The organism is Burkholderia gladioli (assembly GCF_000959725.1).
Classification (GTDB): Bacteria; Pseudomonadota; Gammaproteobacteria; order Burkholderiales; family Burkholderiaceae; genus Burkholderia; species Burkholderia gladioli.
Genome location: NZ_CP009322.1, coordinates 921,291 through 946,840, shown reverse-complemented (window position 1 = coordinate 946,840; position 25,550 = coordinate 921,291). Strand labels below are relative to the sequence as shown.

Below are 25,550 nucleotides of genomic sequence, written 5' to 3'. Positions count from 1 at the left end.
AGTTGGCGATGCGCGGCCCGGTCGGCACGCCGGCTGCGCGAATCACGGAGCAAAGTGTGTCACGGCCGAATCACGCCGTCCACGTCGTTCGGGGCGGCAAACGTGGTCGTTGCGCATTACCAACTCGGGCTTGCGCAAGCGCTTCGGCCCGGCTTGCGCAACGCTTGCCGCGCCCTTTCGGGCAAGCGCCGGGAAGGGCCGCCGGGGGCGCCCGCGCGGGCTGCCGGCGCGGCCCCCCGCGAGTCGCGGTGCGGCGCGCCGGCGATGCGCCAGGCTGGTGCGGATCGAGCCGCGCCGCGCGAACCGTCGGTGCCCCCGCAACGATGGCACAATCACGTCCGTTTCCGCTCCCCGCCGTCCGCTTCATGCCGAGTTTTCCGTCGCGCGCCGCCATCGTCCGCGCGCCCTCTTCCGCTGCCCGTTTCCGCGCCCGCCGGCGCCCTCGCGCATGAACGCGTCCGTCCATGCGCCGGCGCCGCGCGCCGGCCGTTTCGCCGAGCTCGATTTCTTTCGCGGGCTGGTGCTGCTGGTGATCGTGGTCGACCATATCGGCGGCAGCATCCTGTCGCGCGTGACGCTGCACGCCTACGCGCTGTGCGACGCGGCCGAGGTGTTCGTGTTCCTGGGCGGCTTCGCCACCGCGATCGCCTACAACTCGCTGGCCGAGCGCCAGACCGAGGCGGTCGCGCGCCAGCGCTTCATCCGCCGCGCCTTCGAGATCTACCGCGCCTTCCTGATCACCGCCGGGCTGATGCTGCTGATCACGGCGGCGCTCAACGCGCTCGCGATCGACGGCCCGAACATGCCGACCAACGACCTGGAAGGGCTGCTGCACAAGCCGCTCGCGGCGCTGCGCGACATCCTGCTGTTCCGCCGCCAGCCCTACCTCGCCTCGGTGCTGCCGATGTACGCGATCTTCGCGGCGCTGGTGCCGCTGGCGCTGCCGCTGGCGCGCGGCAAGCCCTGGCTGCTGCTGGCCATCAGCCTGCTGGGCTGGCTTTCGGCGCGGCGCATCGCCGGCTACCTGCCGGGCGTCGACGGCATGCCCTGGGACTTCAATCCCTTCGCCTGGCAGTTCCTGTTCGTGCTCGGCGCGCTGTGCCGCTGCCAGCCGGTCTACGCGGCGCTCTCGCGGCAGCCGCGCGGGGTGCTGGTGACGGCGCTGGCGGTGGCCGTGGTGGCCGCGGGCGCCTATTACCGGCTGCGCATCGAGCCGTTCCCGACCGATCCGGCCATCAAGCAGAACCTCGGCGCGGTGCGCCTGCTCAACTTCCTGGCGATCGCCTGGCTGGCCGCCAAGCTGGTCCACCTCGGCTGGATGCACAAGGTGGCGCGGGCCATGCCCTGGATCGGCACGATCGGCCGCCAGGGCCTGCTCTGCTTCGTGGCCGGCACGGGGATCTCGCTGTCGGTGGATTCGGTGCTGTACTGGCAGACCGACGGTTATCTCGACGTGCCGCTCGGGCTGACCGCCGACGCGGTCGCGATCGGCCTGCTCTACCTGGTCGCCAAGCTCTACGGGCCGCTGGCCGCGCGCCTGCCCTTCCTGCGCGCGCGGCGCTGAAAGCGCGGAGGCACTGGCAGGGCGCCGGCGTTCAGTCCTGCGCCCCGGCGCGCGTGGCGAGCGCGACGCGGCCGGCGGCCAGGTCCCAGGCCGCGCAACCGACGCTCTTGAACAGCACCGGCTGCTCCGCCTCGGCGCGGCCGCCGGCCTGCTCCGCCGCCACGATCGCGCCGGCCAGCGAGCCGACGCGCGCCCAGTCGACGCCGGCCAGGATCAGGTCGCCGGCCTCGTGATGCGCGCCGTCGGGATCGTCGACGAACAGGGCGCTGCCGTTCACGGTCCGCGCGGCGATCTCGGCGCGATCGGCGGTGAACACGCCGACGCCCACCACCAGGCGCCCGGCGCGCGCCGCCTCGTGATAGACCGGCGTGGCGCTGGTGGTGGCGGCGATCACCAGGTCGACCGAATCGGGCACCGGCGCCTCGCCGAACGGCTCGATGCCGGGCAGGCTCTCGCGCCAGCGCGCGCAGAACGCCTCGGCACGCTCCACCGAGCGCGCCTTCACGCGCACGCGCGCCTCGGGATACAGCTCGGCCAGTGCGTCGAGGTGATGCGCGGCCTGGGTGCCGATGCCGTACAGCAGCACCTCGCGCGGCGCGGCCGCCAGGAAGGTGCGCGCGCCCAGCATGGTGATGCCGGCGGTGCGCCGCCCGGTGACGGTCGGCCCGTCGAGCGAGACCAGCGCCTCGCCGCTGCCGGGATCGTAGGCCACCACCTGGCCGTGGATGGTCGGCAGGTCGCGCTCGCGGTTGCCCGGGCAGACATTGACCAGCTTGTGGATCGCGATGTCGTCGGCCGCGGCCGGCATCGACAGCATCACGCCGCCCTCGCGCAGCGGCACCGCCAGCCGCGCCGGGCTCAGGATCCGGCCTTCGGCCGCCTCGCGCGCGGCCACCGCCAGCGCATCCACCAGGGGCCCGAACGGCAGGCAGACCGCCGTTTGCGCCGCATCGCATACCGCAAGAGTCATCGAAACGCCTCCTCGTGATTGCCGGCGCGCACCGCCTGTTCTCAGGCGTCGCGCTCGCGCGGGAAGCGCTCACGTTAAGCGAGCCCGGCACCGGCGGCAAGCGGCGTCAAAAAAACGGGTACGATCGCGCCCGGCGCCTGCGAGACGGCGCGCGAAGCCGCGCCCGGCGGCGATCGGTAAAAAGTATCGGAACCCGGCGCCGGATCCGCGGTCCCTTACAGACGCCCTGCGCCAAGCCGGCCGAGCCGGCGCCAGGCAGGTTCCCTGCACTACCGCACCACCCGTTCACCGTTTTTCCTCGATTCAATGAATGCCATCTGGTTTGCCCCCCTCGTCGGCTGTCTGATCCTGCTGGCCGCCTCCTGCGCGATCGCCCTGGCGGTGCGCTTCGTGCTGTTCCGCGTGGTCGCGAAGTTCGCGGCGCGCACCCCCACCCGCTTCGACGACGTGCTGTTCCAGTTCGGCGCCTTCAAGTGGCTCTCGCGCCTGGTGCCCTTCGTGGTGTTCCAGCTCGGTTTCCGCTCAATCCCGAACATTCCCGAATCGGCCGCGCAGATCGTCGACAAGCTGCTGTTCGCGATCGTGGTGTTCCTGGTGACGATGACGATCGGCGCGGTGCTGTCGGCCGCCGAGCACCTGCACCGCACCCAGCCGCGCGAGCGGCCCACGCTGTCGCTCAAGGGCGCGATGCAGCTGATCAAGCTGGTGATGTACATCACCGCCGCGCTGGTGGTGATCGGCACCGTCACCGGCAAGCAGATCGGCCTGCTGCTGTCGGGAATCGGCGCGATGTCGGCGGTGCTGATGCTGATCTTCAAGGACACCATCCTGGGCCTGGTGGCCGGCGTGCAGTTGTCTTCCAACGACATGCTGCGGATCGGCGACTGGATCACCATGCCGAGCGCGGGCGCCGACGGCGACGTGATCGACATCACGCTGAACACCGTGAAGGTGGCCAACTTCGATCGCACCATCATCACCATCCCGACCTGGAAGCTGATCACCGAGAGCTACCAGAACTGGCGCGGCATGACCGAATCGGGCGGGCGACGCATCAAGCGCGCGCTGTTCGTCGACGCGAGCAGCGTGCGCTTCCTGAGCACCGAGGAAATCGCGCGGCTGGAGCGCTTCACGCTGCTGAAGGACTACCTGGCCGGCAAGCGCGACACGCTGGCCGAATGGAACGGCGCGCTCGGCGCCGACGGCGAGTGGATGGGCAATCGCCGCCAGTTGACCAACCTCGGCACCTTCCGCGCCTATTGCGACAGCTACCTGCAGCGCCACCCGCGCATCCATCGCGGCATGACGCGCATGGCGCGCCAGTTGCCGCTGACGGCCGAGGGCATCCCGATGGAGCTGTACTGCTTCACCGACACCACCACCTGGCTCGACTACGAGACCATCCAGGGCGACATCTTCGATCACCTGCTCGCCGTGCTGCCCGAGTTCGGGCTGCGCGTCTACCAGCATCCTTCGGGCTTCGACATGCGCGGCATGATGGAGGCCGCGGCGGCCTCGCGGCGCGAGGCGGAATCCGCGGCGGCGGGCGCGGCCCGGGCGGCCAAGCCGGCCGCCTCGCCCATGCAGGCGGACGGCGCCGCCAAGACGGCCGACACACCGCGCGCGGCCGAGGCCGAGCCGGCCGGCACCCGCTGAACCCGACGCGCTTGAACCGACGCACTCGAGCCGGTGAGCTTGGGCCGGTAAGCTTGGGCCGGTAAGCTTGGGCCGGTGAGCTTGAGCCGGTGAGCTTGAGCCGGTGAGCTTGAGCCGGTGAGCTTGAGCCGGTGAGCTTGAGCCGGTGAGCTTGAGTGGACGCGCTTGAGTGGGCGCCCAGGCCGGCTCGCTCAGGCCGCGGCCGCCAGCTCGCGCGCGATCGCCAGCAGCAGCGCGGCCAGCGCCGACAGCGGCCGCTCGCGCCGCGTCACCGCGACGATGCGCCGGCGCATCACCGGCGCGGCGATCGGGATTCGCGTCAGCCCGTATTCGCCGAGCAGGCGCGACGGGATCCGCATCGGCAGGATGCACTGGCCGTTGGTCAGCGAGACCAGCTTCAGCATCGCGTCCATCGAGTCGACCTCGGCGGCTACCTTGGCATCGAAGGCGCGACCGTGCAGCATGCGGCGCAGCGCGTAGCTGGGCGGGAACACGATCAGCGGCGGCGTGTGCGCGTCGAGCGTGATGGCCGCCAGCGAGGCGAAGCGCGAGCTCTGGTGCACCACGAAACCCATCTCCTCGTCGAACAGCGGCGTGATCTCGAGCAGGTCGGAGGCCACCGCCGCGTCGTAGACGAAACCGATCTCGGCGCCGCCGCCCTCCACCATCTCCGCCACGCCCGGCGAGCTGCGCTCCAGCAGCGAGACGCTGGCGGCGGGACGCTGCCGCATGAAGCGCGCGACGATCTCCGAGACGAAGTCGTGGCCGAGCGTGTGCACGGTGGCGACATTGAGGTTGCCGGCGGTCAGGCCGTGGCGCTCGCGCAACTGCATCACCGCATCGTCGATCGCCTGGTAGGCCGGCCGCGCGGCTTCGAGCAGGCGGCGCCCCGCGTCGGTCGGCTCGACGCCGCGGCCGTGCCGCACGAACAGCGGCTGCCCGACATGGCGCTCGAGCGCGGCCAGTTGCCGGCTCAATCCCGATTGCGAAAGCGACAGCGCCTCGGCCGCAGCCGACAGCGACCCGCGGTTCGCGATCTCGAGGAACAGCCGCAGCGGATGGTCGATATTGCCCTTCATGAACCCTGCCTGACACGAAAACCGGATCGGTAGCGGCGCGCGCGCCGACACCGGCGCGCCGAACGCGCTCGGATTATTGCAGGTCTGGAGGCAATCGACAGGGATGCCCGGACGGGCGGGAAACGGGGCTATCGGCCGGCACGCGCGGGAACGAGCGGCACGCGCGGCACGCGCGGCAACGCCCGGGATGCGCGGAAGTGGTTGCGGATGCAACGGTTTCGCGCGGCGGGCGACCGGCGCCGCGCGATCGCCTGGCTTCAGTGCGAGGCGCCGGCGCGCAATTCGCGCGGCTTCAGGAACGGCGAGAGCAGCGCCATGGCCAGGCCCACGCCGACCAGGCAGGCCATCGGCACGTCGAAGCTGCCGGTCAGGTCGCGCAGCAGGCCGACCGCGAACGGGCCGCAGGCGGCGATCAGGTAGCCGACCAGCAGCGAGAAGGCGTTCCAGGTGTTCGCTTCCTCGGCGCTGTGCGTGTTGTCGAGCGGCAGCGTCATGCCGAGCGTGAAACCGCCGGCCAGCCCGCAGGCGGACAGGGCCACCCACAGCGTGGTGAGCTGCATCGGCGCCCAGGCGATGCCGGCCAGCCCGGCCACCGCCAGCGCCGCGCACAGCAGCAGCCAGCCGCGCCGGTCGTGATGGCGGCTCAGCGAACCGATCACCGGGTTGGCGACCGTGAACACCGCCATGAAGGTGGCCAGCACCAGCCCGGCGCGCTCGGGCGACAGGCCGTGCTCGTGATACGAAGGCGGCAGCCAGGACAGCAGCGCGTAGAACAGCAGGTTGTCGCAGGCGAAATAGAGGGCCACCAGCCAGGCCTTGGGATCGCGCAACGGCAGCCGGATCGCGGCGCGTGCCGGTGCCGTGGCGGCAGGCGCGGCGCCCGCATCGGAGCGCGCCACCATCCGCGCGCCGAGGATCGCCACGATGCCGAGCACGCCCCACACGCCCGCGCCGAGGCGCCAGCCGAACGCCGAGTGGCTGGCCACGAAGCCGGTGGCGGCCGCCGCGAGCGTGCTGCCGAACGACAGCGCGGTGGCATAGATACCCATCAGCAGCGCCACGCGGCTGGGGAATTTCGCCTTGATCAGGCCGCCGAACAGCGCGCCGGCGATCGCTATGCCGGCACCCACGCCGACCGTGGTCGCCAGCAGGCCGAAGGTGTTCGGCGCGAAGGCGCGCGCCACGGTCGCCAGCGAGAGCAGCAGCAACGCGCCCATCAGCACCGCGTTGCGGCCGAAGCGGCGCGCCAGCCACGGCGTGGGCAGCGCGAGCAGGCCCATCAGCAGGTCGGGGATCGCCGTCATCAGCGAGGCAGTGGCATGCGAGATCGCGAAGGTCTGCTGGATCTGCGGCAGCAGCGGCCCCATCGACACGATGCCGGGCCGCAGGTTGATCGCCACCAGCACGATCGCGACGATCAGCGGCCACTCGCCGGCCAGGCCGGGTTTCGCGGGTGCTGCCGGCGCGCTTGCCGCGCCTGCCCGGGCGAGCGCCGCCGCGGTCCTCGCCTCCTGCGCGGAGCCGGCGCCGCCGCGCCCCGCCATCTGTTCCGTCGTCTGTCTGTCGCCACGCATGGGGGTCACTTTGGGTTGGTTGTCTGTCGTGTTCGGTGGTTCGTCCGGCGCCGTCGCGCGCCGTGCCCGCCGGGCCGCCGCGACAGTATCGACGGCGAACGCGCGGCGAGCCATGAAGCGGCGTGCATAGCAGCTATGCGCTGCCGCGGGGCCGTCGCGGCGGCCAGCGGCCTCGATCTACCTCAGACGGCCTTGATCTCGCCGCCATCCATGCGCAGCGTCGAGCCCACCATCCAGCGCCCGGCTGGCGACAGCACGAAGGCGAACAGCTCGGCGATGTCCTCGGGCGTGCCGTAACGCGTGATGCCGGCCTGCTGCGGAAACTGCTCGATCGCCTGCTCCACGCTCATGCCATGCGCGGGCGCGTATTTCTCCAGGTAGGAACGGCGCCGGTCGGTCATCACCGGCCCCGGCAGCACGCTGTTGACCTGCACGCCGTCGCCCACGCCGCGCTCGGCGAAGGCCTTGGCGAGCGCGACGATCGCCGCGTTGACGGTAGCCACCGCCGCGAAGGCCGATTTCGGCGCCTGCGCCGAGTTGCCGGAGGTGAAGATCACCGAGCCGCCGCTCGCCTTCAGCGCCTCCCAGGCATGCACCGTGAGACGCCGCGCGCCGTGCAGCTTCAGCGCGAAACCATCGTCCCATTGCGCGTCGGTCATCTCGAGCAGGTCGATCTGCGGCACCGCGCCGGCGATGTTGAGCAGCGCGTCGATGCGCCCGAAGGCCGCCAGGGTGCGCGCCACCGTCTGCGCCGCCGCGTCGGGCTCGCGCAGGTCCAGGTCGAGCACGAGCGCCTGGCTGCCCGCCGCGCGCACCGCCTCGGCCGTGCCCTCGAGCAGCTCGCCGCTGCGCGCGACCAGCACCAGCGCATCGAAATCGCGGGCGAGACGAAGCGCCGTGGCGCGGCCGATGCCGCGGCTCGCCCCCGTCACGATCGCCACCCGCGCCGCCTCGCCTGCCTGCTCCGTGTCGTTGCCGTTCATCTCGCTGTCCTCCGTCCGTCTCTCGGTTTGATGGATGCGGGACGGATCGCATGGCGTCGCGCACCACGCATCGCTTCGCAATCCTCATGAATACGATGCGTACGCGGCGCTTGTGGCCGTCCTGCTCGATGTCGCCCTGGATGCTGCGGATCGCTCCGCGCGCATGCCGTGCGCCATCGACAGCGCTCATTCTATCGATGCAATGTAACTTTTCAAGTGATATTTTGACGGTTACACGATTATTTTTCGGAACCGTCTCGTCGAACCTGTCGCAGGTGGCCCGAAGCAGCCCGAAGCAGCCCGAAGCAGCCCGAAGCAGCCCGAAGCGGCTTCAGTCGGCCTGGTAGACGCAGTGCAGCGCCTTCTTGGTGATGCGCTCCTCGTGCGGGTAGCCGAACGCGTTGTTGAGATAGCGGATGCCGTCGAGCACCACCTCGCGGTTGACGTGGCTATGCCCGTAGAGATGCAGGTCGGGACGGATCCGGCGCACCTGCGCCTCGATCAGGCTGCTGCCGAGCACCGGATAGAGCATGCGTCGCGAGGCGGGGATATAGGCCGGCATCACGTCGATGCGCGGCAGGAAATGCGAGAAGCTGATGGTCGGCCGGCCGCGCGGCAGGTCGTCGAGCACATTGAGGCCGGTGAAATACTCGGCGACATGCCGGCTGGTCCAGCCCTGCGGCCAGCGGCAGGCATGGAAGTCCATCCAGGCATCGCGCAGCTCCTGGCCGGGCACGCCGAAGGATTCGTCGTACCAGCCCAGCAGCGGCACGATCGCCACGCCGTCCACCAGCTCGGCGCGCAGCGTCGCGCCGCTCGCCTCGGCCACCCGCCGCACCTGCTCGAACTTGTCGAGCGAAGTGGTGCCCGGCGGGTCGCGCATCACCCAAAGCTCGTGGTTGCCCGGCACGAAGAACACGCGCCGGAAGCAGCTCGCGAAGGTACTCAGGCAGCGCTCCAGCCGCTCCAGCGAATCGGATACGTCGCCGGCCAGGATCAGCACGTCGCGCTGGTACTCGCTGCGCGACAGCGACGCCACCCATTCGGCATTGCCTTCGAAATCGACGTGGATATCGGACAGGGAAAAAATGCGCATCGTATCGACGGTTTCCGCTTGACTCGGGGCCGGCGGGCCGGCGAAACCGGGACCTTATCACGCCCTCGGGCGCCGCGTATGGCGCGCCCCGCGCGGCTTGCGGCCGGCGCCACGGCGCTTCGCGAGCGGGTTCGCGCCTTGCGTGGCCGGTGCGGCATGGCTCCGGCGCCACATCGGCCGGCTGCCCCGGCCGTTTTCCGCGTGCGGCGGCTCGCTGCCCTTGCCACGGGCCCGAGCGACCCGCCCCCGTTTTCCAGGACAGCCCGCTATGGGTTTTATCGCCATTTTCAATTGCCAAACACGAATGAGAATAATTATCATTCGTGAATGTGAGTCTGACATGTCCGATGTGAATCGCCTTTCCCGCCTATCCTTTGCTCAGCAGCAGGACCGCGACCGATGCCCGATCCGATGATCCCCTCCCTTCCCTCGCCAGCCGGCCAGTTCCGCCCGCCCACGCCCTGGACCCGTTTCGCCGGTGCCGGCGCGCTGGTGGCGGTCGGCTACATGGATCCCGGCAACTGGGCCACGGCGCTGGCCGGCGGCGCGCAGTTCGGCTACCGGCTGCTGAGCGTGGTCGCGCTGGCCAGCCTGATCGCGATGCTGCTGCAATGGGTTACGGCGCGCGTGGGCGTGGTGACCGGGCGCGACCTGGCCGAGCTGTGCCGCGAGCGGCTGTCGCGGCGCGCCACGGTGCTGCTGTGGCTGGCCACCGAGGCGGCCATCATCGCCTGCGACGTCGCCGAGGTGGTGGGCTGCGCGGTGGCGCTGCAATTGCTGCTGCACGTGCCGCTGCTGACCGGCGTGCTGCTCTCGTCGGTGGGCACCTTCGCGATGCTGGCGCTGCAGCGGCGCGGCCATCGCACGCTGGAAATCTGCGTGGCCGCGCTGATCCTGTTCGTCGCGCTGTGCTTCGTGGCCGAGGTCGCGCTGGCGCGGCCCGACTGGCTCGGCGTGCTGGGCGGCTTCGTGCCGTCCACCGAGCTGGTGCGCAACGCCGGCATGGTCTGGCTGGCGGCCGGCATCGTCGGCGCCACCGTGATGCCGCACAACCTCTACCTGCACTCGGCCCTGGTCAAGCGCCACGTGCCGGCCGGTGAGGATCGCGACGCGGCGATCGCCGACACCATGCGCGGCGTCAGCTACGACACCTTCGGCTCGCTCGGTTTCGCCTTCCTGGTCAACGCGGCCTTGCTGATCGTGGCCGCCGCGGTGTTCCATGCCAGCGGCCATACCGACGTGGACGACCTGGCCGACGCGCATCGCCTGCTCGCGCCGCTGGTCGGCACCGACTGGGCCAGCCTGCTGTTCGCCGCGGCGCTGCTGGCCTGCGGGCTCAATTCGACGGTGACCGGCACGCTCGCCGGGCAGATCGTGATGGAGGGCTTCCTGAAACTGCGCATCGGGCCGACCCGGCGCGCCCTGCTCACCCGCGCGCTGGCGATCGGCCCGGCGCTGGTGGCGGTGATCGCGTTCGGCGATCACGGTTCGGCGCAGTTGCTGGTGGCCAGCCAAGTGGTGCTGAGCCTGCAGTTGCCGCTGGCGGTGATTCCGCTGGTGCTGTTCGCCGCCAGCCCGGCGCTGATGGGGCGCTGGCGCATCCGCGGCTGGGTGCTCGCCGCGACCTGGGCCAGCACGGCGCTGATCCTCGCGCTCAATGTGGCCTTGCTGTGGCAGCTGTGGGTGGCCTGACGCGAGGAAGCAGCGCCAAGCCAACTGCTTCGACGGCCGACCGCAAACGAGTCTGCCAACCAGCGCCAGCCGATTGTTGCCAGCGTCGTGCCGCGTCGGCTCGACCTCAGAGGTAGCCGAATTCCTGTAAGGCCTCGTGAGCGGTGTTTTCGCAGTGCGACTGAAAATCGGGAGCCAACTCGTGCTTCCATGAGTTGGCCCGCTCCGCCAGGAACGGGCGCGAGAGATTCAAGTGGCTTTGGTCGTAGCGCAGCGCCGGAGCGCGATTCGTGCAGTCGAGCATCACCTCCTCGAATGGCAGCCCAAGGAACTCGCTGGCTTGGCCGAGCATCCGCCGCGGATCGTCGACTAAATCCTCGTAGCGAACCAGCAGGTAGTTGTCCCGCGCGTGCATGGTCTTGAACAGATGGAGGTTCGTGTAGTTCCAAAGCCGCGGGAAATACTCCTCGATTCCGGTCGGCGCCCAGCTGACATGCTTCAGCGAAGACAGGGCACCGCGTACGTCACGCACGATATGGAGGAAACGCAGATCGCTGTCGAGCAGGCCGACCTGCTCGAGCTTGCGGATCGAAAGCAGATCGTCGGGCGTCTTGTCCCCACCGATGCGGCGGCCAGTGTTGTGCGCCATCCGCGCGTAGATCGCGCTCAGCACCCCGGCAAGGGTCGGTTCGGCACCGGTGACGGCGGTTTCGACCTCCGCTGCTGAAATATAAGGCTGCAGGACCTCGGCGAAATCGTCGGCCGAAGTGATGATCTCGACAATCAGCCGGCGCGCGACCGCCCAGTCGCTGATGCAGCCGAGCACATGGGCAATCGGACTGATGAAGGTGGTTTGATTGGGAATGAAGATCCCGCTGTGAAGATTGAGTGCCTCCTTGAAGAGCGTGGTGCCGGAACGAGGGGACCCAAAAAGAATGAACATGATCGATAAATGGCAAGACACAGCATGAAAATGCGGCTACGGCGGTGGCTGGAGGCTGCGTCTCTCCGATCCGGCATGGATACGGATCGACAGGACATGGTTCGATGCCCCGCCGCCACGCCGCGAGATATCGCGCTCGGCGCATGGGCGGCGCCGGGGCTACGGTCACCCGGGGCGCTGGAGCTCGAAATGACGCATCAGGCGATCGATGCCATCCGCGCAAGTGCCCTGATCGGTGACGATATGCAAACCGGGCGAGACCGGACGTTCGTAAGGAGCGGAAATGCCGGTGAAGCCTGGAATCAAACCCGCGCGTGCCTTCAGGTACATGCCTTTCGGATCACGCTGCATGCAGCAGTCGAGCGAGGCGTCCACGAACACCTCGACGAAACGATCGACACCTACAATCTCCGCGGCTTGCCGCCGGTCCTCTTCAAATGGCGAAACCAGCGATACCAGCACCACCAGGCCGGCATCCACTGCCACACGGGCGATTTCGGCGGTACGGCGCACGCTTTCGGCACGGCCGGCGCGATCGAAACCCAGATCTCGATTCAGACGAGCACGCAGTTCGTCGCCGTCCAGCACGAGCGCGTCGCGATGTCGCTCGCGCAACTGCGCGGCAAAGGCACGGGCCAGGGTGGTCTTGCCCGCGCCGGGCAACCCGGTAAGCCAATAACAGAGCGCGGCTCGCGTATGCGAACCGGAAGCGGCTCCGGGTCGCCGTGATGCGGCAGCCGGTCGAGCTTCTTGGAGCGTATTCATGGCAGCACCTTTACTGAATTCGATACCGGCTTATGAATGCCGGTATGTTCCGTCGTGCGCTGTCTGCAAAACGAATCTCAAGCAATGGGGCAATGCATCCGCCCATGCCCATGCCAAAGAATGGAAGAATGCAGGCGTCAACGAGAATAAAAATTAATACCGCACCCGACTTTCATCGAAGCAACAAAGCGGTTACATGAAACTCCGATATCGGAGGATTGAGCTGGGCTCAACGCTTCACATCGAGGTGATCCTAGCCAACTCCCGACTTACATAAAACCGGGACGGCGCATCAGAATTCGATGCATGTGACAAATACAATCGGATCACTTCAAGCCTCGGATTCGACAGTTATAAGATTTTTGGTCTGGGTTGAATCCTACGTGACGATCGCAAACGTTGCAATTAATCAAAAATACCGCTTCATTACGCAATATTTTCTTAAGGTTCCGCCGAATCAGTCAAAAGTTCGTAAGAAACGAAAAACGCCGACTGCCCTGCAATAGCGTTCAAGACACCCGCCGCGCGCGATCGAATAATGCGGTCCTCATCGCTTTCCAGGAGGATTTCCGCATGAACCCAGTGATTCCCGAGCACAGCGCGGCGCCGGTGGCCGAACGCTGCGTGATCGTGGTCGACAGCCAGTTGCCGCCCGGGCGCGCCGCCAATGCCGCGGCCGTGCTGGCGCTGACCATCGGCCAGCGCCAGCCGGCCCTGGTCGGGCCGCCGCTGGTCGACGCCGACGGCGTCTCGCATCCGGGCCTGATCCCGATCGGCATCGCCGTGCTCTCGGCCGAGGCGGCCCGGTTGCCGTCGATCCGCGACAAGGCCCTGGCAGCCGGCTGCGAGGTGGCCGACTTCCCGGTGCAGGGCCAGCAGACCACCGACTACTCGGCGTTTCGCGACGCGGTCGCGCAGGTGGCCACCGCCGAGCTCGCCTATCTCGGCGTGGCGCTGGTGGGCCCGCGCAAGGCGATCCGCAAGATCGTCTCGAATCTCGGCTTGTTGAAGTGAGACAGGCTGGAACCGCATGATGGTGGCTCGGGCGCCGGATCGGGAATCGCGCCGGACCTTGAATCGATAGCGACCGGCGCCGCCACGCTCAGGCGCGCGGCGCCCGAGCGCGCGTGGCGTCGCGGAACACGCCCGGCGTGACGCCCATCATGCGGCGGAACGAGCGCGTCAGGTGCGCCTGGTCGGCGAAGCCGCTGGCCGCGGCCACCTCGCCGAGCGGCCGCCCGAGCCGGATCAGCGCGATCGCCGCGCGCACCCGCGCCTGGCGCTGATAGGCATGCGGCGTCATGCCGAGATGGCGCTCGAAGGCGCGGAACAGGCGAAACACCGGCAAGCCGGCCGCGCCGGCGATCTCCTCGAGATGGACCTGCTGGTCCAGGCGCGCGTCGAGGAATTCGCGCGCGAGGCGCACCGCGCGCGGCTCGGCGCCCGGCGCGGCCAGCGACGGCGATTCATGCACATGCCGCTCGAACAGCCGCGCGACGAAGCGCAGGTAACGCTCCTCGCGCCGCAGCGCGTCGCCTTGCGCCTCCGATTCCTGGTGGACCCGATAGAACAGCGCGTTGAGCCGCGCATCGCCGATGATCGGCCCGCGGATCGCCGCGCCGCCGCGCGCCTCGCCATCGGACAGCAGCGAGCGCAGGTGCTCGGTGCGCACATAGACGGTGCGCTGGCGCCAGCCGCCCGGATCGACGGGGCCGCCCGCGTGCGGCTCGTCGGCGTCGATCGCGTAGAGGTCGCCCTGGCGGGCCACGAACTCGCTGCCGCGCATGCGGATGCGGATCGCGCCCGAGGTGATCAGGGCGAAACAGGCCGTGTCGTGAGTGTGGACGTCGTAGGAGAAATCGTGGAAATCGCCGCGCAGCAGTTCGGCGGCCAGCTCGGGCGCCTGCCAGATGCGCACCTCGGTCTTGCGCGCGATGGCCGGGGCAGCCTCGCCGGCGCGCCCGCCCGGCGGAAGGATCGAAGCTGTCATGCTGGAGCCGGCCGTGGCGGCGAAGTCGCGAACGCTCCAATGTACCATCGCCGGTGGGCGCCACGCAGCGCCTCGGCGCCGGGCGGCGGCGCTGCCGATGTTGCCGATGTTGCCGATGTTGCCGATGTTGCCGATGTTGCCGATGTTGCCGATGTTGCCGATGTTGCCGATGTTGCCGATTCAGCCGATTCAGCCGATTCAGCCGATTCAGCCGATTCAGCCGATGCAGCCGATGCAGCCGATGCAGCCGATGCAGCCAACAAGACCAACAAGCCTCACGGGTCCTGACCACGACCGCAGCCACCAAGCCCCCTCCCGATCCGGCCCCGGCCGCCCTCCAACTCCACGATGCTCCGCGATCAGTGCACGATTCTCCGGATGACAGCCGCGCCTCGCGCATCACGCGCGCGGTGGCGTGGATCCAGGCGCATTTCGCCGAGTCGATGCGCATCGACGATCTCGCGCGCCACGCCAACATGAACGTGTCCTCGCTGCATCACCACTTCAAGGAAGCCACCGCCATGAGCCCGCTGCAATACCAGAAGCGGCTGCGGCTCTACGAGGCACGCAGCCTGCTGCTGCGCCGCTCGCGCGACCTCGGCGTGGTGGCCGCCTCGGTCGGCTACGACAAGCTCTCGCAGTTCCATCGCGAGTACAAGCGGCAGTTCGGGCTCACGCCGCTGCAGGACGCCGGACGGCTGCGCGCGGCACGCTGAGGCGGCATCCCGCGACACGCCGCGCGCCAGCCGCGCGGCGCCCCTCGTTTTCGGAGACTTCCATGCGAAAACCCGCCCTGCGCGACATCGATCCCTCGAAGACCTATCGCCTGCTCGAATCCGGCCCGGTGGTGCTGGTCGTCACCCACGACGGCCGGCGCGCGAACGTGATGACGATGGGCTTCCACATGGTGATGCGCCACTCGCCGCCGCTGGTGGGCGCAATCATCGGCCCCTGGGACCACAGCCACGCGGCGCTGCGCGAAACCGGCGAATGCGTGCTGGCGGTGCCGGGCGCCGACTGGGCCGCCACCCTGGTGGAGATCGGCAACTGCAGCGGCGCCGAGCTCGACAAGTTCGAACGCTTCGGCCTGGCCACCGCGCCCTCGAAGCAGGTGGCGGCGCCGCGCCTGGCCGACTGCCTCTACAACATCGAATGCGTGATCGAGGACGACACGCTGGCCGAGCGCCACGACCTGTTCGTGCTGCGCGCGGTGGCCGCCGCCGTCAACGACGCGCGCGAGGAGCGTCGCGTGCTCCACCATCGCGGCGACGGCACCTTCGCCGCCGACGGCGAGGTGTTCGACCTGCGCGAGCGCATGCATCGCTGGAAGGCCTTCCAGGTCGATATCTGAAGCGCCGGCGCTCGCGCCGCGCAACGCCGCGCGAGATAGTCCTGGCGCTCAAATCGATAGCTGAAATGATCGGTTCGCTGCAGCAGGCAAAACCGGTACGTTAGCGGATTGCCCACCGTCTCCCGTCTCCAGGAATCCGCTTCATGTCCCGACTCACGCGCCGCGCCTTCTCCCGTTCCCTGCTGGCCCTGACGCTGGCCGCCGCCGGCCCGCTCGCGCGGGCGCAGGGCGCGCCAGGCGTGCTGCGCATCGGCTACCAGAAATCCTCGACGCTGATCACGCTGCTCAAGGCGCGCGGCACGCTGGAAAAGGCGCTCGCGCCGCTGAACACGCGCGTCGAATGGCACGAGTTCGCCAGCGGCCTGCCCTTGACCGAGGCGCTCAACGTCGGCGCCGTCGACTTCAGCGCCGACGTGGCCGATACCGTGCCGGTGTTCGCCCAGGCCGCGCAGGCCCGCTTCGTCTACCTGGCCCAGGAAGCGCCGTCGCCCTCGGCGCAGGCGATCCTGGTCAAGCGCGAAAGCGGCATCAACACGCTGGCCGCCCTGAAGGGCAAGGACATCGCGACCACCAAGGCGGCCGGCAGCCACTACCTGCTGCTCGCCGCGCTGGCCAAGGCGGGCCTGGCACCCGCCGACGTCTCGGTGCACTACCTGACGCCCGCCGACGGGCGCGCCGCCTTCGAGCGCGGCAGCGTCGGCGCCTGGATCACCTGGGACCCCTACGTGGCCTCGGTCGATCGCCGCCCCGAGGTGAAGGTGCTGGCCGACGGCACGGGGCTGGCCTCGTACCAGCGCTACTACCTCGCGGCCAGCGACTACGCGGCCGCGCATCCGGCGGTGCTGCAGGCGGTGTTCGACGCGCTGGTGCAGGCCGGCGACTGGTTGCGCGCGCATCCGGACCAGGGCGCGGCCGTGCTGGCGCCGATCTGGGGGCTCGACGCGGCCACCATCGAGCGCGCCAACGCGCGGCGCAGCTACGCGGTGCGCGCCGTGACCGCCGCCCACTTCGACGAGCAGCAGAAGATCGCCGATACCTTCCTGAAGGCGGGCCTGCTGCCGGCGCGCGTCGACACGCGGCAGGCGCTGCGCTGGGATTTCGCGGCGCGTCGCGCTGTGGCGGTGGGAGCTTGAGCGCCTGAGACGGCGCGGCCGCATGCCGGGCCGCCACCCGTCAAGGGGCGGCCCGGTTCGCTTCAGTGCCCCGCCCAGCGCGCCTGCGTGACGTCGAGCTTGCCCGGAATCAGCTTCAGCGCCGTGAAGGCATCGGCGATCTGTTGCTGGTAGGCCAGCGTCGCGTCGCCGACCGGCTCGACGTGGTACGTGGCCCGCCCCAGCGCGAGTTCCAGCGTCGGCGCATCGAGCCCGACCAGCGGCGAGAGTTGGGCGGCCACCTCGGGCACGTGCTCGCGTGCCCAGGCGTCGGTGGCGTCGATCTCGGCCAGCACCGCGCGCACCAGCTCGGGATGCGCACCGGCGAAGGCACGGCTCGCCAGGTAGTACTGCGTGTTCCTGACGATGCCCTCGCCGTTGCGCAGCGTGCGCGCGCCGGTCTGGCGCTCGACCGCGGCCAGGTAAGGGTCCCAGATCACCCAGGCGTCGATGGCGCGCTGCTCGAAGGCCGCGCGCCCGTCGGCCGGGGCCAGGTAGACGGGCTGGATCTCGCGATAGTCGAGCTTCGCCTCCTGCAGGGCCTTGACCAGCAGGTAGTGGACGTTCGAGCCGCGATTGAGCGCCACCTTCTTGCCGCGCAGCTCGGCCACCGAGCGGATCGGCGAATCGTGCGGCACCACGATCGCCTCGCCTTTCGGCGCGGGCGGCTCGGCGCCGATATAGACGAAGTCCACCTTGCCGGCCTGCGCGAAGATCGGCGGCGTCTCGCCGACCGTGCCGATATCGACGGCGCCGGCCGCCAGCCCTTCCAGCAACTGCGGGCCACCCGGGAACTCGATCCAGCGCACCGTCACGCCGAGCGGCGCGAGCCGCTTCTCGAGCGTGCCGCGCGCCTTCAGCACCACGAAATTGCCGTACTTCTGGTAGCCGATCCGCAGCGTGGTCTCGCCGGCCGCGAGCGCCGCGCCGCTCGCGCCGAGCGCCGCCAGGCCGGCGCCGGCCAGCCCCGCCGGGCGTGCCAGCGCGAGCGCGGCGGCGGCCGCCGCCTTGAGCCAGTCGCGGCGGCGCGCGCCGTCGTCCGGCAGGTCCGCCGTGCTGTCGTGGTTGGGGGGGATCGGGTGGCCGTGTCGCATCGTCAGGTGTCCGGGGTTCGCGCAGTGCGGTTGATCGGCGGCCGCGAGCCAGGGCGCGCGGCCGGAGCGCCGATGGTAATCAAGGCGGCCCGCAAGCCAAATCCCGATTGCTGCAATGCTTATCGAGGCGATGCGATAGCGGCTGGACACGGTCGTCCCGCCCTGCCCCGGCTGGATCGCCGGCAGCGCCGGGCGGGAGCGCCGCCGGCGCTCGACAACGCGAACCCGGGCGAGATCGGGGCGCGTTCAGGCGGTGGTCAAACGGCGTTCAGGCAATCGTCAGCGTCACGGGCGGCAGGCCGGCGATCTGGCCGACCGCCACGCCGCTGCCGGCCACCTGCACCAGGCCGACATAGGTGCCGGCCGTGATCACCTGGTCCGGCGTGAGCGCCACGCGCCGCGCGACGGTCGCGTGATTGACCAGCCAGGCCAGCAGCCGGCGCGGGTCGCCCACCGGGTTGCCCGGCGTGCCCGAGAACAGCGATTGGCCGTTGAAGGTGAAGGACAGCGAGGGCGCGAGGAACGGCAGGTCCTCGCGATACGGAACGAATTCGCCGGCCGCGAGCGCGGCGTGGTTGAGCAGGTCGGCGAGCTGGGCGAGGCGCTCGACGTCGGGAAACCGGGCGAAGCGGCTCGCCACCACCTCGATGGTCGCGCCCACCGAGGCAATCGCCGCCGCCACCTCGGCCTCGCCATAGGCGGTCTCGCTCGGCTCGAACACGCGGCCCAGGCGGAACGCGATCTCGAGTTCGAGCCCGAAGGGCCGCCGCGCGTCGGCGGTATAGACGGCGGTATCGCCATGCATCACGCCATGCGCCGGCAGCGGCGCGGCCGCGGGCGGCGCATCGGGCGACTTGGCGCCGACCTTCCAGCCGCCGATCCCGCCGCCGAGCGCGGCGATCAGCTCGTGCTGCGCCGCGTAGGCGGCATCGGCATCGGCCGGCTGCAGGGCCGCGGGCAGCGCCTCGATCGGCTGGTGGTTCGCGTTCGCCTGCGCGAGCAGGCGGCCAAGGGAAAGGGAGTCGTTCATCGCGGGGATCAGGTGGTGGCCGGGGATGGCGGACGCGCTGCCGCCAGGGCCACATGCTACCGGCGAATCGCCGCGCCTGCCGGGCGCGGCGCGCGCCGCCTCAGAACCGGTAGCCGAGCGAGGCGAAGGTGGTCCACTCGGTGCGGCGCTCGGTGATCGGGCTGGAGGCCGCGAAGCGCTGCAGGCGCCCGAGCGTCGAATTGAGGGTGCCGACCCAGTGACGCGAGAAATCGTGCGTCATGTAGAAGTTCAGGTGCACGTCGCGCACGCCCGAGCCGGTGCCGTAGGACGGCAGGCCGGAGGCCGCGCTCTCGGCCGGCGAGATGCCGAACAGGGTGCGCGTGTAGGCGCCGTTGGCCCAGGTCAGGCCCGGCCCGATCGAGAACAGCCAGCCATTGAGCGGCAGCGAGGCATAGAGATCGGCACTGGCGGTGGTGCCCTGCCCGTAGCCGAGCACGTCGCGATAGACGGCCAGCGCGCCGGTGAAGGCCCAGATCGTGTAGTCGGCGAACAGCTTGAGCTTGGGGCCGTCGTGCACGTCGGGCAGCCCGCGCAGGCGCGCGTCGTCCTTCGCGTCGCGCGACTGGAAATCGAAGCTGACGGCCATGCCGAGGTGGTAGGTGTCGCCGCTGGACAGCACGTTCCAGCCCAGCACGTCGGGGCCCTGCGAGAAGAAGCGGTCGCGGTAGGAGATGTCGAGCGCCGGGAACGGATAGGCCTTCAGGTGGCGCGAGCCCGGATACTGCGGCGCCACGTAGACGCCCGGGCCGATCGTGATCTTCCAGGGCGAGGCGCCGCTCGCTGCGGAGCCGGCGACGGCCGCAGCGCCGCTGCCGGATTCGGCATCGGTATCGGCCTGGGCGAGCGGCGCCGCGCAGGCGAGCGCGGCGGCCAGGGTGATGGTAGCGGCGCGGCTCGCGGCGCCCGGCACGGAGCGGGAAAGGACTGGCTTCATTTGGTCTTGCGGGCCACCGCCGCGAGCTGGCGCAGCCGCCTCGCGAGCGCTTTCGACACGACCGGCGGCGCCCCCGCGCCGGCGCCGTGCGCAATCTCGCTCTCGCGCAGGAACAGCGCGGTCTCGCGCGCGACGATTTCCCGTTCGTTGTCGGAAGTGATCATGTGATACGAATCGTCGAGCCAGATGGTGCGCAGGAAGCTCGCGCCGATCCGCTCGATGATGGTGTTCGGGTTGCGCGGGCTGGAGGTCTCGTCGTCGATCGAGTGGATCACCAGGGTGTCGTTCTCGATCTCGCCGAGCTGCCGGCGCGCCAGCCGCGCCAGCCGGTTCGCCTGGTGCAGCGCCGGCAGCGAGATCTCGGACGGGCCGACCTCGCTGAACGCGTCGCGCTCCATGGCGCGCGCGATCTTGGCGCGCAGCGCCTCGTTGCGCAGCCCGAAGGGCTCGGCCTCGCGATAGCGATAGCGGTGCCGCAGCGGCGTGTAGTAGGCCAGGTCGAGGATGAAGCGGTACCAGGGGATCGCCCAGCCGTTGTAGGTCAGCGTCAGCGACAGCAGGGCCAGCGCCTGCGCGTCGGGGCGCTCCTGGATCAGCCGCAGCGCCAGCGCCCCGCCGATCGACAGCCCGACCACCGAGACGCGTTCGTAGCGCGCGGCCAGCGCATCGTATTCGCGTACCGCGCCCTCGATCCAGCGCTCCATCGGCAGCTCGGCCGAGCCGGCGCTGTAGCCCTCGATCACCGGCGCGCAGATCGTGAAGCCCTCGTCCTGCAGGTAGCGCGCGAGATAGCGCAACTCGAGCGGGGAACTGGACAGGCCGTGCAGCAGCAGCACCGCGTGGCCGTCGCCCTCGGCGAAGATCGGCGCGGCGGCGGAGGGTTTGGCCGTCGCCCGGGTCAGGCCGCTGTCGCTCGCGCCCATCTCAGGCCTCCTCGGTGCGCAGCACCAGAAAGTCGCCGGCATGCGTGGTGAAGCGCTCGCAGATGCAGGGCGCCAGGCGGAAATCGCCGCCCAGCGCGGCCGAGCGGATCCGCACGCGGTGGCTGCCCGCCGACAGCGCATGCGTGACGCGCTGGATATCGTCGGGATGGAGCTCGGCATGCAGCGGGCCGGGGGCGACCTCGCCGTCGAAGGGCAGCGGCGCGTCGACGCTCTGGCCGACCTGGGCGCGTTGCACGGCGTCTCGCTCGAGCGCCTTGATCAGAATCAGCGCCTGCTGGTACTGCGCGAGATAGCGCAGCAGCCGATGCGTTTCGTCGACGGCGCGGCGCGCCAGCGCGCGCTCGTTGTCCTGGCGCAGCAGCATCTCGTAGCGCGACTGCGCCACCGCGGTGACCAGCCCGGCGCGATACTGCGCGCGGCGCAGGCGCTCGACCAGCACGATCACCAGCAGGGTCACCAGCGGATAGGAGATCAGCAGCACCACGTCGCCGCGCTCGATCACCAGGAAGTTGTCGAGCGAGCCATAGGGCGGCACGAACAGGAAGTCGGCGATCACCAGGCCGAGCAGCATCACGGTGAGCGCGGGCGCGAGGCCCAGATAGTATTCGACCAGCACCGCCGCGATCGCGAAGGCGGTGCCGGGCATCACCGGCCCAAGCAGCGGATGCAGGGCGAGCCGCACCGCCAGCGCAAGCACCAGGGCCCCCGCCGCGTATGCCCAGCGCCGCATCCCCGCGGGCGCCCAGAGACTCGCATTCCGAACTTTCATGTTTACCGGATATTTCAAAAAACGCTGAATGGTAACGAGTTTCGGGCGGGATTTGGCGAGTGCGACACGATGTTTTTCAACTTGTCACGCAGGCGTAAGGAGAAAGGGGCGGGAACGTGAAGTTTGTTGGTTTTTCGTCGTGTTTTGCGTCTGAATCCGCGTCTCGTTCGCAGTGGCTCGCGGCGCCCGATGGCGGCTCGCGCAAGGCCCCGGGATCGATGGCGGATCGAGCGCCGGAGCCTGCCCTTGCGGCTTGCTCGCGGTTCATGCCCCGGCCCCCGGGAGCCGGCCCGCAACGGGGCAGGATCGCGCCGGTCGCGCGGCGAGCAAGCCGCGTGCTCGCCCAGGCGGGGCGCACCGCATCCCGTCGCCGGCGCGGCCCGCGATCGGCGGCGGACTTACATGCCGTCGATCGGCGTGACGTCGGGGCCGAAGACCACGCAGCCGAACGCGAAACGGCCCGGCTCGGCGGCCATGGCGCCGGCGAAGCGCACCGCCGGCAGCCGGTGCGCGCCCGGCAGGTAGGTGCTGCCCGGCTCGGCCAGCGCGTCGGCCTGGCGCTTCGAGAGCGGCGCGCTCCAGCGCAGGTAGCCGGCGTGGAAGCCGGCGACATGGCCGTCTTCCTGGTTATTCGAGATATCGAGGCCGGCCGGCACCGCCGAGGGCAGCGCCGCGAGCCGGCGCGCCGCGGCGAAGGCGGCGACGTCGCCGCTGGTTTCGGCGTAGATGCTCAGGTCGAGATCGGCGTCGGTATCGCCGCTTTGCTGGCGCGCCAGATGGACCACGCTGACGGGGTTGCCCTCGATCGTCACCGGGCGCGGAAAGCGCACCCGCATCTCCTCCCAGCGGTCGGCCGGATCCTCGCGGCGATCGTCGATCAGCACCCCGCCGTCGTGCGCGTAGCCGGTGATCGACAAGCCCGCCTCGCGCCAGGCGGCGCGCTCGGCCGGCAAGGGCGAACGCGCGCCGGGCTGGCAGCTCAGCAGGGATTGGAAACGGGCGGCAGCGAGGTCCACGCCGTCGGCGTGCGCGGCATGCGCGGCCGGCAGGACGGCCAGCAGCCAGAGCGCGGCCCAGCCCCCCCGGGCGACCCGGGGATGCGCGCGGCGCGGCGCGGCCGGCGCCCGATGCGGAGCCTGCCCGGACAGGGATGCCGGCGGGGTGAAACGGCGCGGGTGGTTCATCGTAGCAGCGTTCGCTGCGCTCCTTCTGGGGTCTCGTCCGCGCGCTGGCACGGCGCGGCAGGACAGCCCTGCATCATGCCGAGAAGCGCCCCGCTTGCCAAGCGCCGCGCTGGCCCGCGCTTGCCCTCAGAGCATGCTGCGCGGCCGTTTCATGGTGCCGTCGACGAAGCGGCGCGCGCGGAATTCGCCGAGCGCCAGCGAGGGCTGGCCGCTGTCGACCAGCTCGGCCAGCAGCCGCCCGACGATCGGCCCCATCGCGAAACCGTGGCCGCAGAAGCCGGTGGCGATCGCCAGGCCCCGCACATCCTCGGGCGCGTCGATCACCGGGATCCCATCGGGCAGCACGTCGATCAGGCCGGCCCAGCTCTCGACCGCCTGCGCGGCCGCCAGCGCCGGGAAGATGCGCTTGAGCCGCGCCAGCGCGCGCGGGCCCTGCGCCGGGTTCGGCCGCGGCAGCGGCTCGCGCGGCTCGATCGCGTCGTGGCCGCCCGCCAGGCGGCGCTTCAGGTCGGCCAGCAGCGCGCCGTTCACGCGCACCCGGAACTTCTCGCGGTGCTTCCAGAATTCCGGCAGGTAGAGCGACAGGCCGCGCAGATGGCCGAAGCTAAAGTCGAGATCGACCGTCATGTCGTCGGCGAGATTGATCGCGCCGTCGGCGCGCTGGCGGATGCCGAGCCCGTGGCCCCAGATGGTGGCGGCCGAGACGGCCGGCAGCGCGTTGGTGCGGATGCAGGTGCCGCGCACGGTCTGCTGCGGCAGGCGGATGCCGATGCCGTCGAGCAGGCGGAAGCTGGTCGCGCCGGCCGCGCAGATCACCCGCGCGCTCCTCACCCGGCCGCGCTCGGTGAGCACGCCCGTCACCGCGCCGTTGGCGGTCTCGATCGCCGTCACGCCGCAGCCGTCGAAGAAGCGCGCGCCGCCCTCGATCGCGCGCGCCGCGAAGGCGGGCGCCACCCGGCGCGGTTCGGCCTGGCCGTCGCTGGCGGTGTAGAGCCCGCCCAGCACCGGCGCGGCCAGCCCCTTCACGTGCCGGCCGACCTCGTCGCGCGACAGCGTGCGCGTGTCGAGCCCGTGCTGGCGCGCCACTTCGAGCCAGTCCTGGTAGGCGGCCCAGTCGTCCTCCTGGTCGGCCAGGTAGAGGCAGCCGCCCTGGCGCCATTCGAGATCGGTGCCGAGCTCCCGCTCAAGGCCTTCCCAGATCCGCATGCCGGCCATCATCAGCGGCACCTCGGCCGCTTCGCGGCCCTGCTGGCGCACGAAGCCCCAGGCGCGCGTCGATTGCTGCCCAGCCACCCGCGACTTGTCGAACACCACCGCCTTGAGCCCGCGTCGCGACAGGTAGTAGGCGGCCGCGCAGCCCATGATGCCGGCGCCGACGATCACCACGTCGGCCTGTTCGGGAAAAGTGTCGTCGGGGCGCGAGAAGGCGCCGTGAAGCGGATAGGTGGTGGTCATGCGCGGCGTGCTGCGAATCGATCGAGTGGGAGGAAACCGGCCATTCTACCGGGCGCGGCTACGGGATTTTTCGCGAATGCGCTTGAAGCCGCGTGCCGTCTCGCGCCGGATCGGCATGACCACGGGCCAGGGACAAGACCGACGAACCGCCACGACCAGGCTGAAACCCGCCGCCCACGATCGGCCGCGCACCGCCGGAGGTGGGTAACCGAGGACGTTCGCCGGGCTTTCGCGAGCCCCGCCCGGTCGAGCCACAAGCCGTGCCCGGCGCGAGTTTTCGCAATGTTTGGTTACAGCTTTCACATCCACCAGTGTAAATGTCGGCGGAGCCATTTCTGATTTGCGGTAAAGTTAACGTTTGCGTGCGTGGCCGGTCGGCTCGCTCTAGTACAGACGGCTTCGTCCGACATGAACCACACGTCGTAAAGCGACTTTCTCGACCCGATCGCACCCGCAGCATGGCCAACGAAGCAGTGACCACGGACTCCCTAGCCGTCGCCGAACGCGTGCGCGAGCTGATGAGCCGCAACGGCATCGGCAAACGGCAGCAGACCACCGAGCTGTGCCGGATTCTCGATCTCAGTTTCTCCCAAGGGCATCGCAAGCTGCGCGGCAGCAGCCCCTGGACCCTCTCCCAGATCCGCAAGGTCGCCGAAGCCTATGGCGAGCCCGCCGCGCAACTGTTCAGCGCGCAATCGCTCGACCCCGGCATGGTGGGCGCGAGCGCGCACGACGCGGTGCTGTTCGCCGGCGTGAGCGAGATTCCCTGCACGGTATGGATCGGCGCGCAGCTCGAGCCGGGCGCGCGCCCCGAGTTCGTCGCCTACGAGCACCAGGGCCGCTGGCGCGTGCTGCGCCACACCGGCGTGCTCTACCAGAGCGCCTACGACGTCCACAAGATCGAGATCTACCCGCGCCGCGCCGAGAGCGACCGGATGCTGGTGGCGGTGGTGGACGGCGATCGCGTCAGCGCCGAGTCGGTATGCCGCTATCTCGACGAGCAGGGTTTCGCGACCGCGCATTTCGAGCGCCTGCCGGCCTTCCTCGACGCGCTGCAGAGCCAGGCCTTCGACGCGGTGCTGACCGAATGGCTGTTCGAGGGCCGCTCGGCCACGCCGGTGATCCGCTCGGTGCGCGCCTCGGACAACCCCAGCGCGCCGATCTTCGTGCTGACCGACGCGCTGCTGTCGGGCCAGGCCAGCGAAGCCGAGATCGGCGACGCGATGCGCACCTTCGACGTGGTCTGCTACGAAAAGCCGGTGCGCCTGAGCCTGATGTGCGCCGACCTGGCCAAGCGCCTGTCGCAGCACTGAATTCGCCACGGCG

General features: G+C 70.1%; 24 protein-coding genes. 9 read left to right on the top strand and 15 right to left on the bottom strand.

Annotation, left to right across the window (positions count from 1 at the left end; genetic code table 11):
• Positions 1–448: 448 nt before the first annotated feature.
• The gene (locus BM43_RS04875; RefSeq protein ID WP_036056637.1) at positions 449–1,564 is read left to right on the top strand and encodes an OpgC domain-containing protein; all 1,116 of its coding nucleotides are present in this window, start codon (positions 449–451) and stop codon (positions 1,562–1,564) included.
• A 31-nt stretch (positions 1,565–1,595) separates the two neighbouring features.
• Here BM43_RS04875 and lhpI read toward each other — a convergent pair whose 3' ends face one another.
• Positions 1,596–2,534, bottom strand: a complete 939-nt coding sequence (gene lhpI, locus BM43_RS04870) for a bifunctional Delta(1)-pyrroline-2-carboxylate/Delta(1)-piperideine-2-carboxylate reductase (protein ID WP_036056638.1) — start codon at positions 2,532–2,534, stop codon at positions 1,596–1,598.
• A gap of 306 nt (positions 2,535–2,840) precedes the next feature.
• On the opposite strand from lhpI, the gene BM43_RS04865 reads away from it, so the two are divergent.
• Positions 2,841–4,190, top strand: a complete 1,350-nt coding sequence (locus tag BM43_RS04865; protein WP_036056639.1) for a mechanosensitive ion channel family protein — start codon at positions 2,841–2,843, stop codon at positions 4,188–4,190.
• A 191-nt stretch (positions 4,191–4,381) separates the two neighbouring features.
• Here BM43_RS04865 and BM43_RS04860 read toward each other — a convergent pair whose 3' ends face one another.
• The 4 genes from BM43_RS04860 to BM43_RS04845 form a co-directional block, all read right to left on the bottom strand.
• A complete protein-coding gene (locus BM43_RS04860; protein ID WP_042286347.1) occupies positions 4,382–5,269 on the bottom strand; it encodes a LysR family transcriptional regulator in 888 nt (295 codons plus the stop codon).
• 257 nt (positions 5,270–5,526) lie between these two features.
• Complete coding sequence (locus BM43_RS04855) at positions 5,527–6,843, bottom strand: MFS transporter (protein WP_226284528.1); 1,317 nt, start codon at positions 6,841–6,843, stop codon at positions 5,527–5,529.
• Between the two features lie 182 nt (positions 6,844–7,025).
• Positions 7,026–7,826 (bottom strand): SDR family oxidoreductase, encoded by an 801-nt coding sequence (locus BM43_RS04850; protein WP_036056642.1) that lies wholly within the window; start codon positions 7,824–7,826, stop codon positions 7,026–7,028.
• A gap of 331 nt (positions 7,827–8,157) precedes the next feature.
• A complete protein-coding gene (locus tag BM43_RS04845; RefSeq protein ID WP_025099494.1) occupies positions 8,158–8,922 on the bottom strand; it encodes a metallophosphoesterase family protein in 765 nt (254 codons plus the stop codon).
• 411 nt (positions 8,923–9,333) lie between these two features.
• Between BM43_RS04845 and BM43_RS04840 the strand changes: the two genes are divergently transcribed.
• On the top strand, positions 9,334–10,614 hold the full coding sequence (locus BM43_RS04840) for an Nramp family divalent metal transporter (RefSeq protein ID WP_042286356.1): 1,281 nt from the start codon (positions 9,334–9,336) through the stop codon (positions 10,612–10,614).
• A 106-nt stretch (positions 10,615–10,720) separates the two neighbouring features.
• Here BM43_RS04840 and BM43_RS04835 read toward each other — a convergent pair whose 3' ends face one another.
• The gene (locus tag BM43_RS04835) at positions 10,721–11,536 is read right to left on the bottom strand and encodes a sulfotransferase family protein (protein ID WP_036056645.1); all 816 of its coding nucleotides are present in this window, start codon (positions 11,534–11,536) and stop codon (positions 10,721–10,723) included.
• A gap of 165 nt (positions 11,537–11,701) precedes the next feature.
• Positions 11,702–12,301 (bottom strand): adenylyl-sulfate kinase, encoded by a 600-nt coding sequence (gene cysC / locus BM43_RS04830; RefSeq protein WP_042286344.1) that lies wholly within the window; start codon positions 12,299–12,301, stop codon positions 11,702–11,704.
• 573 nt (positions 12,302–12,874) lie between these two features.
• Between cysC and BM43_RS04825 the strand changes: the two genes are divergently transcribed.
• Positions 12,875–13,315 carry a DUF2000 domain-containing protein gene (locus tag BM43_RS04825; protein ID WP_036056646.1) on the top strand — a complete coding sequence of 147 codons (441 nt, stop codon included), beginning with the start codon at positions 12,875–12,877 and terminating at the stop codon, positions 13,313–13,315.
• A gap of 88 nt (positions 13,316–13,403) precedes the next feature.
• Here BM43_RS04825 and BM43_RS04820 read toward each other — a convergent pair whose 3' ends face one another.
• A complete protein-coding gene (locus BM43_RS04820; protein ID WP_036056647.1) occupies positions 13,404–14,291 on the bottom strand; it encodes a helix-turn-helix transcriptional regulator in 888 nt (295 codons plus the stop codon).
• A gap of 39 nt (positions 14,292–14,330) precedes the next feature.
• Between BM43_RS04820 and BM43_RS40170 the strand changes: the two genes are divergently transcribed.
• From BM43_RS40170 to BM43_RS04800, 4 genes are all read left to right on the top strand, one after another.
• The gene (locus BM43_RS40170) at positions 14,331–14,579 is read left to right on the top strand and encodes a hypothetical protein (RefSeq protein ID WP_088555553.1); all 249 of its coding nucleotides are present in this window, start codon (positions 14,331–14,333) and stop codon (positions 14,577–14,579) included.
• A gap of 74 nt (positions 14,580–14,653) precedes the next feature.
• Positions 14,654–15,007, top strand: coding sequence for a helix-turn-helix domain-containing protein (locus BM43_RS04810; RefSeq protein ID WP_370449060.1), 354 nt, complete (start codon positions 14,654–14,656; stop codon positions 15,005–15,007).
• 62 nt (positions 15,008–15,069) lie between these two features.
• Positions 15,070–15,642 (top strand): flavin reductase family protein, encoded by a 573-nt coding sequence (locus BM43_RS04805; protein ID WP_088555554.1) that lies wholly within the window; start codon positions 15,070–15,072, stop codon positions 15,640–15,642.
• Between the two features lie 143 nt (positions 15,643–15,785).
• Complete coding sequence (locus BM43_RS04800) at positions 15,786–16,775, top strand: aliphatic sulfonate ABC transporter substrate-binding protein (RefSeq protein ID WP_036056650.1); 990 nt, start codon at positions 15,786–15,788, stop codon at positions 16,773–16,775.
• Positions 16,776–16,837: 62 nt separating this feature from the next.
• Here the strand turns inward: BM43_RS04800 and BM43_RS04795 are convergent, their stop codons facing one another.
• From BM43_RS04795 to BM43_RS04765, 7 genes are all read right to left on the bottom strand, one after another.
• Positions 16,838–17,887 carry a sulfonate ABC transporter substrate-binding protein gene (locus BM43_RS04795; protein WP_013689968.1) on the bottom strand — a complete coding sequence of 350 codons (1,050 nt, stop codon included), beginning with the start codon at positions 17,885–17,887 and terminating at the stop codon, positions 16,838–16,840.
• Positions 17,888–18,155: 268 nt separating this feature from the next.
• A complete protein-coding gene (locus BM43_RS04790; RefSeq protein ID WP_036056651.1) occupies positions 18,156–18,917 on the bottom strand; it encodes a 2-keto-4-pentenoate hydratase in 762 nt (253 codons plus the stop codon).
• 100 nt (positions 18,918–19,017) lie between these two features.
• A complete protein-coding gene (locus tag BM43_RS04785) occupies positions 19,018–19,872 on the bottom strand; it encodes a MipA/OmpV family protein (RefSeq protein WP_088555555.1) in 855 nt (284 codons plus the stop codon).
• Complete coding sequence (locus BM43_RS04780) at positions 19,869–20,795, bottom strand: alpha/beta hydrolase (protein ID WP_013689965.1); 927 nt, start codon at positions 20,793–20,795, stop codon at positions 19,869–19,871. Before BM43_RS04780 ends, BM43_RS04785 begins: the two co-directional genes overlap by 4 nt.
• 1 nt (position 20,796) lies before the next feature.
• Positions 20,797–21,585 carry a DUF4118 domain-containing protein gene (locus BM43_RS04775; RefSeq protein WP_036056652.1) on the bottom strand — a complete coding sequence of 263 codons (789 nt, stop codon included), beginning with the start codon at positions 21,583–21,585 and terminating at the stop codon, positions 20,797–20,799.
• Between the two features lie 398 nt (positions 21,586–21,983).
• Positions 21,984–22,769 (bottom strand): hypothetical protein, encoded by a 786-nt coding sequence (locus BM43_RS04770; protein WP_036056653.1) that lies wholly within the window; start codon positions 22,767–22,769, stop codon positions 21,984–21,986.
• A gap of 126 nt (positions 22,770–22,895) precedes the next feature.
• Positions 22,896–24,224 carry an NAD(P)/FAD-dependent oxidoreductase gene (locus BM43_RS04765; protein ID WP_036056654.1) on the bottom strand — a complete coding sequence of 443 codons (1,329 nt, stop codon included), beginning with the start codon at positions 24,222–24,224 and terminating at the stop codon, positions 22,896–22,898.
• 458 nt (positions 24,225–24,682) lie between these two features.
• Between BM43_RS04765 and BM43_RS04760 the strand changes: the two genes are divergently transcribed.
• A complete protein-coding gene (locus BM43_RS04760) occupies positions 24,683–25,537 on the top strand; it encodes a helix-turn-helix domain-containing protein (RefSeq protein ID WP_036056655.1) in 855 nt (284 codons plus the stop codon).
• The last annotated feature ends 13 nt before the right edge of the window (positions 25,538–25,550 follow it).

What these genes read in the sequence shown, in the direction of transcription:
- BM43_RS04875 (WP_036056637.1), top strand. Translation starts at nt 449, where the DNA reads ATGAACGCGTCCGTCCATGCGCCGGCGCCGCGCGCCGGCCGTTTCGCC.
- lhpI (WP_036056638.1), bottom strand. Translation starts at nt 2,534, where the DNA reads ATGACTCTTGCGGTATGCGATGCGGCGCAAACGGCGGTCTGCCTGCCG.
- BM43_RS04865 (WP_036056639.1), top strand. Translation starts at nt 2,841, where the DNA reads ATGAATGCCATCTGGTTTGCCCCCCTCGTCGGCTGTCTGATCCTGCTG.
- BM43_RS04860 (WP_042286347.1), bottom strand. Translation starts at nt 5,269, where the DNA reads ATGAAGGGCAATATCGACCATCCGCTGCGGCTGTTCCTCGAGATCGCG.
- BM43_RS04855 (WP_226284528.1), bottom strand. Translation starts at nt 6,843, where the DNA reads ATGCGTGGCGACAGACAGACGACGGAACAGATGGCGGGGCGCGGCGGC.
- BM43_RS04850 (WP_036056642.1), bottom strand. Translation starts at nt 7,826, where the DNA reads ATGAACGGCAACGACACGGAGCAGGCAGGCGAGGCGGCGCGGGTGGCG.
- BM43_RS04845 (WP_025099494.1), bottom strand. Translation starts at nt 8,922, where the DNA reads ATGCGCATTTTTTCCCTGTCCGATATCCACGTCGATTTCGAAGGCAAT.
- BM43_RS04840 (WP_042286356.1), top strand. Translation starts at nt 9,334, where the DNA reads ATGATCCCCTCCCTTCCCTCGCCAGCCGGCCAGTTCCGCCCGCCCACG.
- BM43_RS04835 (WP_036056645.1), bottom strand. Translation starts at nt 11,536, where the DNA reads ATGTTCATTCTTTTTGGGTCCCCTCGTTCCGGCACCACGCTCTTCAAG.
- cysC (WP_042286344.1), bottom strand. Translation starts at nt 12,301, where the DNA reads ATGAATACGCTCCAAGAAGCTCGACCGGCTGCCGCATCACGGCGACCC.
- BM43_RS04825 (WP_036056646.1), top strand. Translation starts at nt 12,875, where the DNA reads ATGAACCCAGTGATTCCCGAGCACAGCGCGGCGCCGGTGGCCGAACGC.
- BM43_RS04820 (WP_036056647.1), bottom strand. Translation starts at nt 14,291, where the DNA reads ATGACAGCTTCGATCCTTCCGCCGGGCGGGCGCGCCGGCGAGGCTGCC.
- BM43_RS40170 (WP_088555553.1), top strand. Translation starts at nt 14,331, where the DNA reads ATGTACCATCGCCGGTGGGCGCCACGCAGCGCCTCGGCGCCGGGCGGC.
- BM43_RS04805 (WP_088555554.1), top strand. Translation starts at nt 15,070, where the DNA reads ATGCGAAAACCCGCCCTGCGCGACATCGATCCCTCGAAGACCTATCGC.
- BM43_RS04800 (WP_036056650.1), top strand. Translation starts at nt 15,786, where the DNA reads ATGTCCCGACTCACGCGCCGCGCCTTCTCCCGTTCCCTGCTGGCCCTG.
- BM43_RS04795 (WP_013689968.1), bottom strand. Translation starts at nt 17,887, where the DNA reads ATGCGACACGGCCACCCGATCCCCCCCAACCACGACAGCACGGCGGAC.
- BM43_RS04790 (WP_036056651.1), bottom strand. Translation starts at nt 18,917, where the DNA reads ATGAACGACTCCCTTTCCCTTGGCCGCCTGCTCGCGCAGGCGAACGCG.
- BM43_RS04785 (WP_088555555.1), bottom strand. Translation starts at nt 19,872, where the DNA reads ATGAAGCCAGTCCTTTCCCGCTCCGTGCCGGGCGCCGCGAGCCGCGCC.
- BM43_RS04780 (WP_013689965.1), bottom strand. Translation starts at nt 20,795, where the DNA reads ATGGGCGCGAGCGACAGCGGCCTGACCCGGGCGACGGCCAAACCCTCC.
- BM43_RS04775 (WP_036056652.1), bottom strand. Translation starts at nt 21,585, where the DNA reads ATGAAAGTTCGGAATGCGAGTCTCTGGGCGCCCGCGGGGATGCGGCGC.
- BM43_RS04770 (WP_036056653.1), bottom strand. Translation starts at nt 22,769, where the DNA reads ATGAACCACCCGCGCCGTTTCACCCCGCCGGCATCCCTGTCCGGGCAG.
- BM43_RS04765 (WP_036056654.1), bottom strand. Translation starts at nt 24,224, where the DNA reads ATGACCACCACCTATCCGCTTCACGGCGCCTTCTCGCGCCCCGACGAC.
- BM43_RS04760 (WP_036056655.1), top strand. Translation starts at nt 24,683, where the DNA reads ATGGCCAACGAAGCAGTGACCACGGACTCCCTAGCCGTCGCCGAACGC.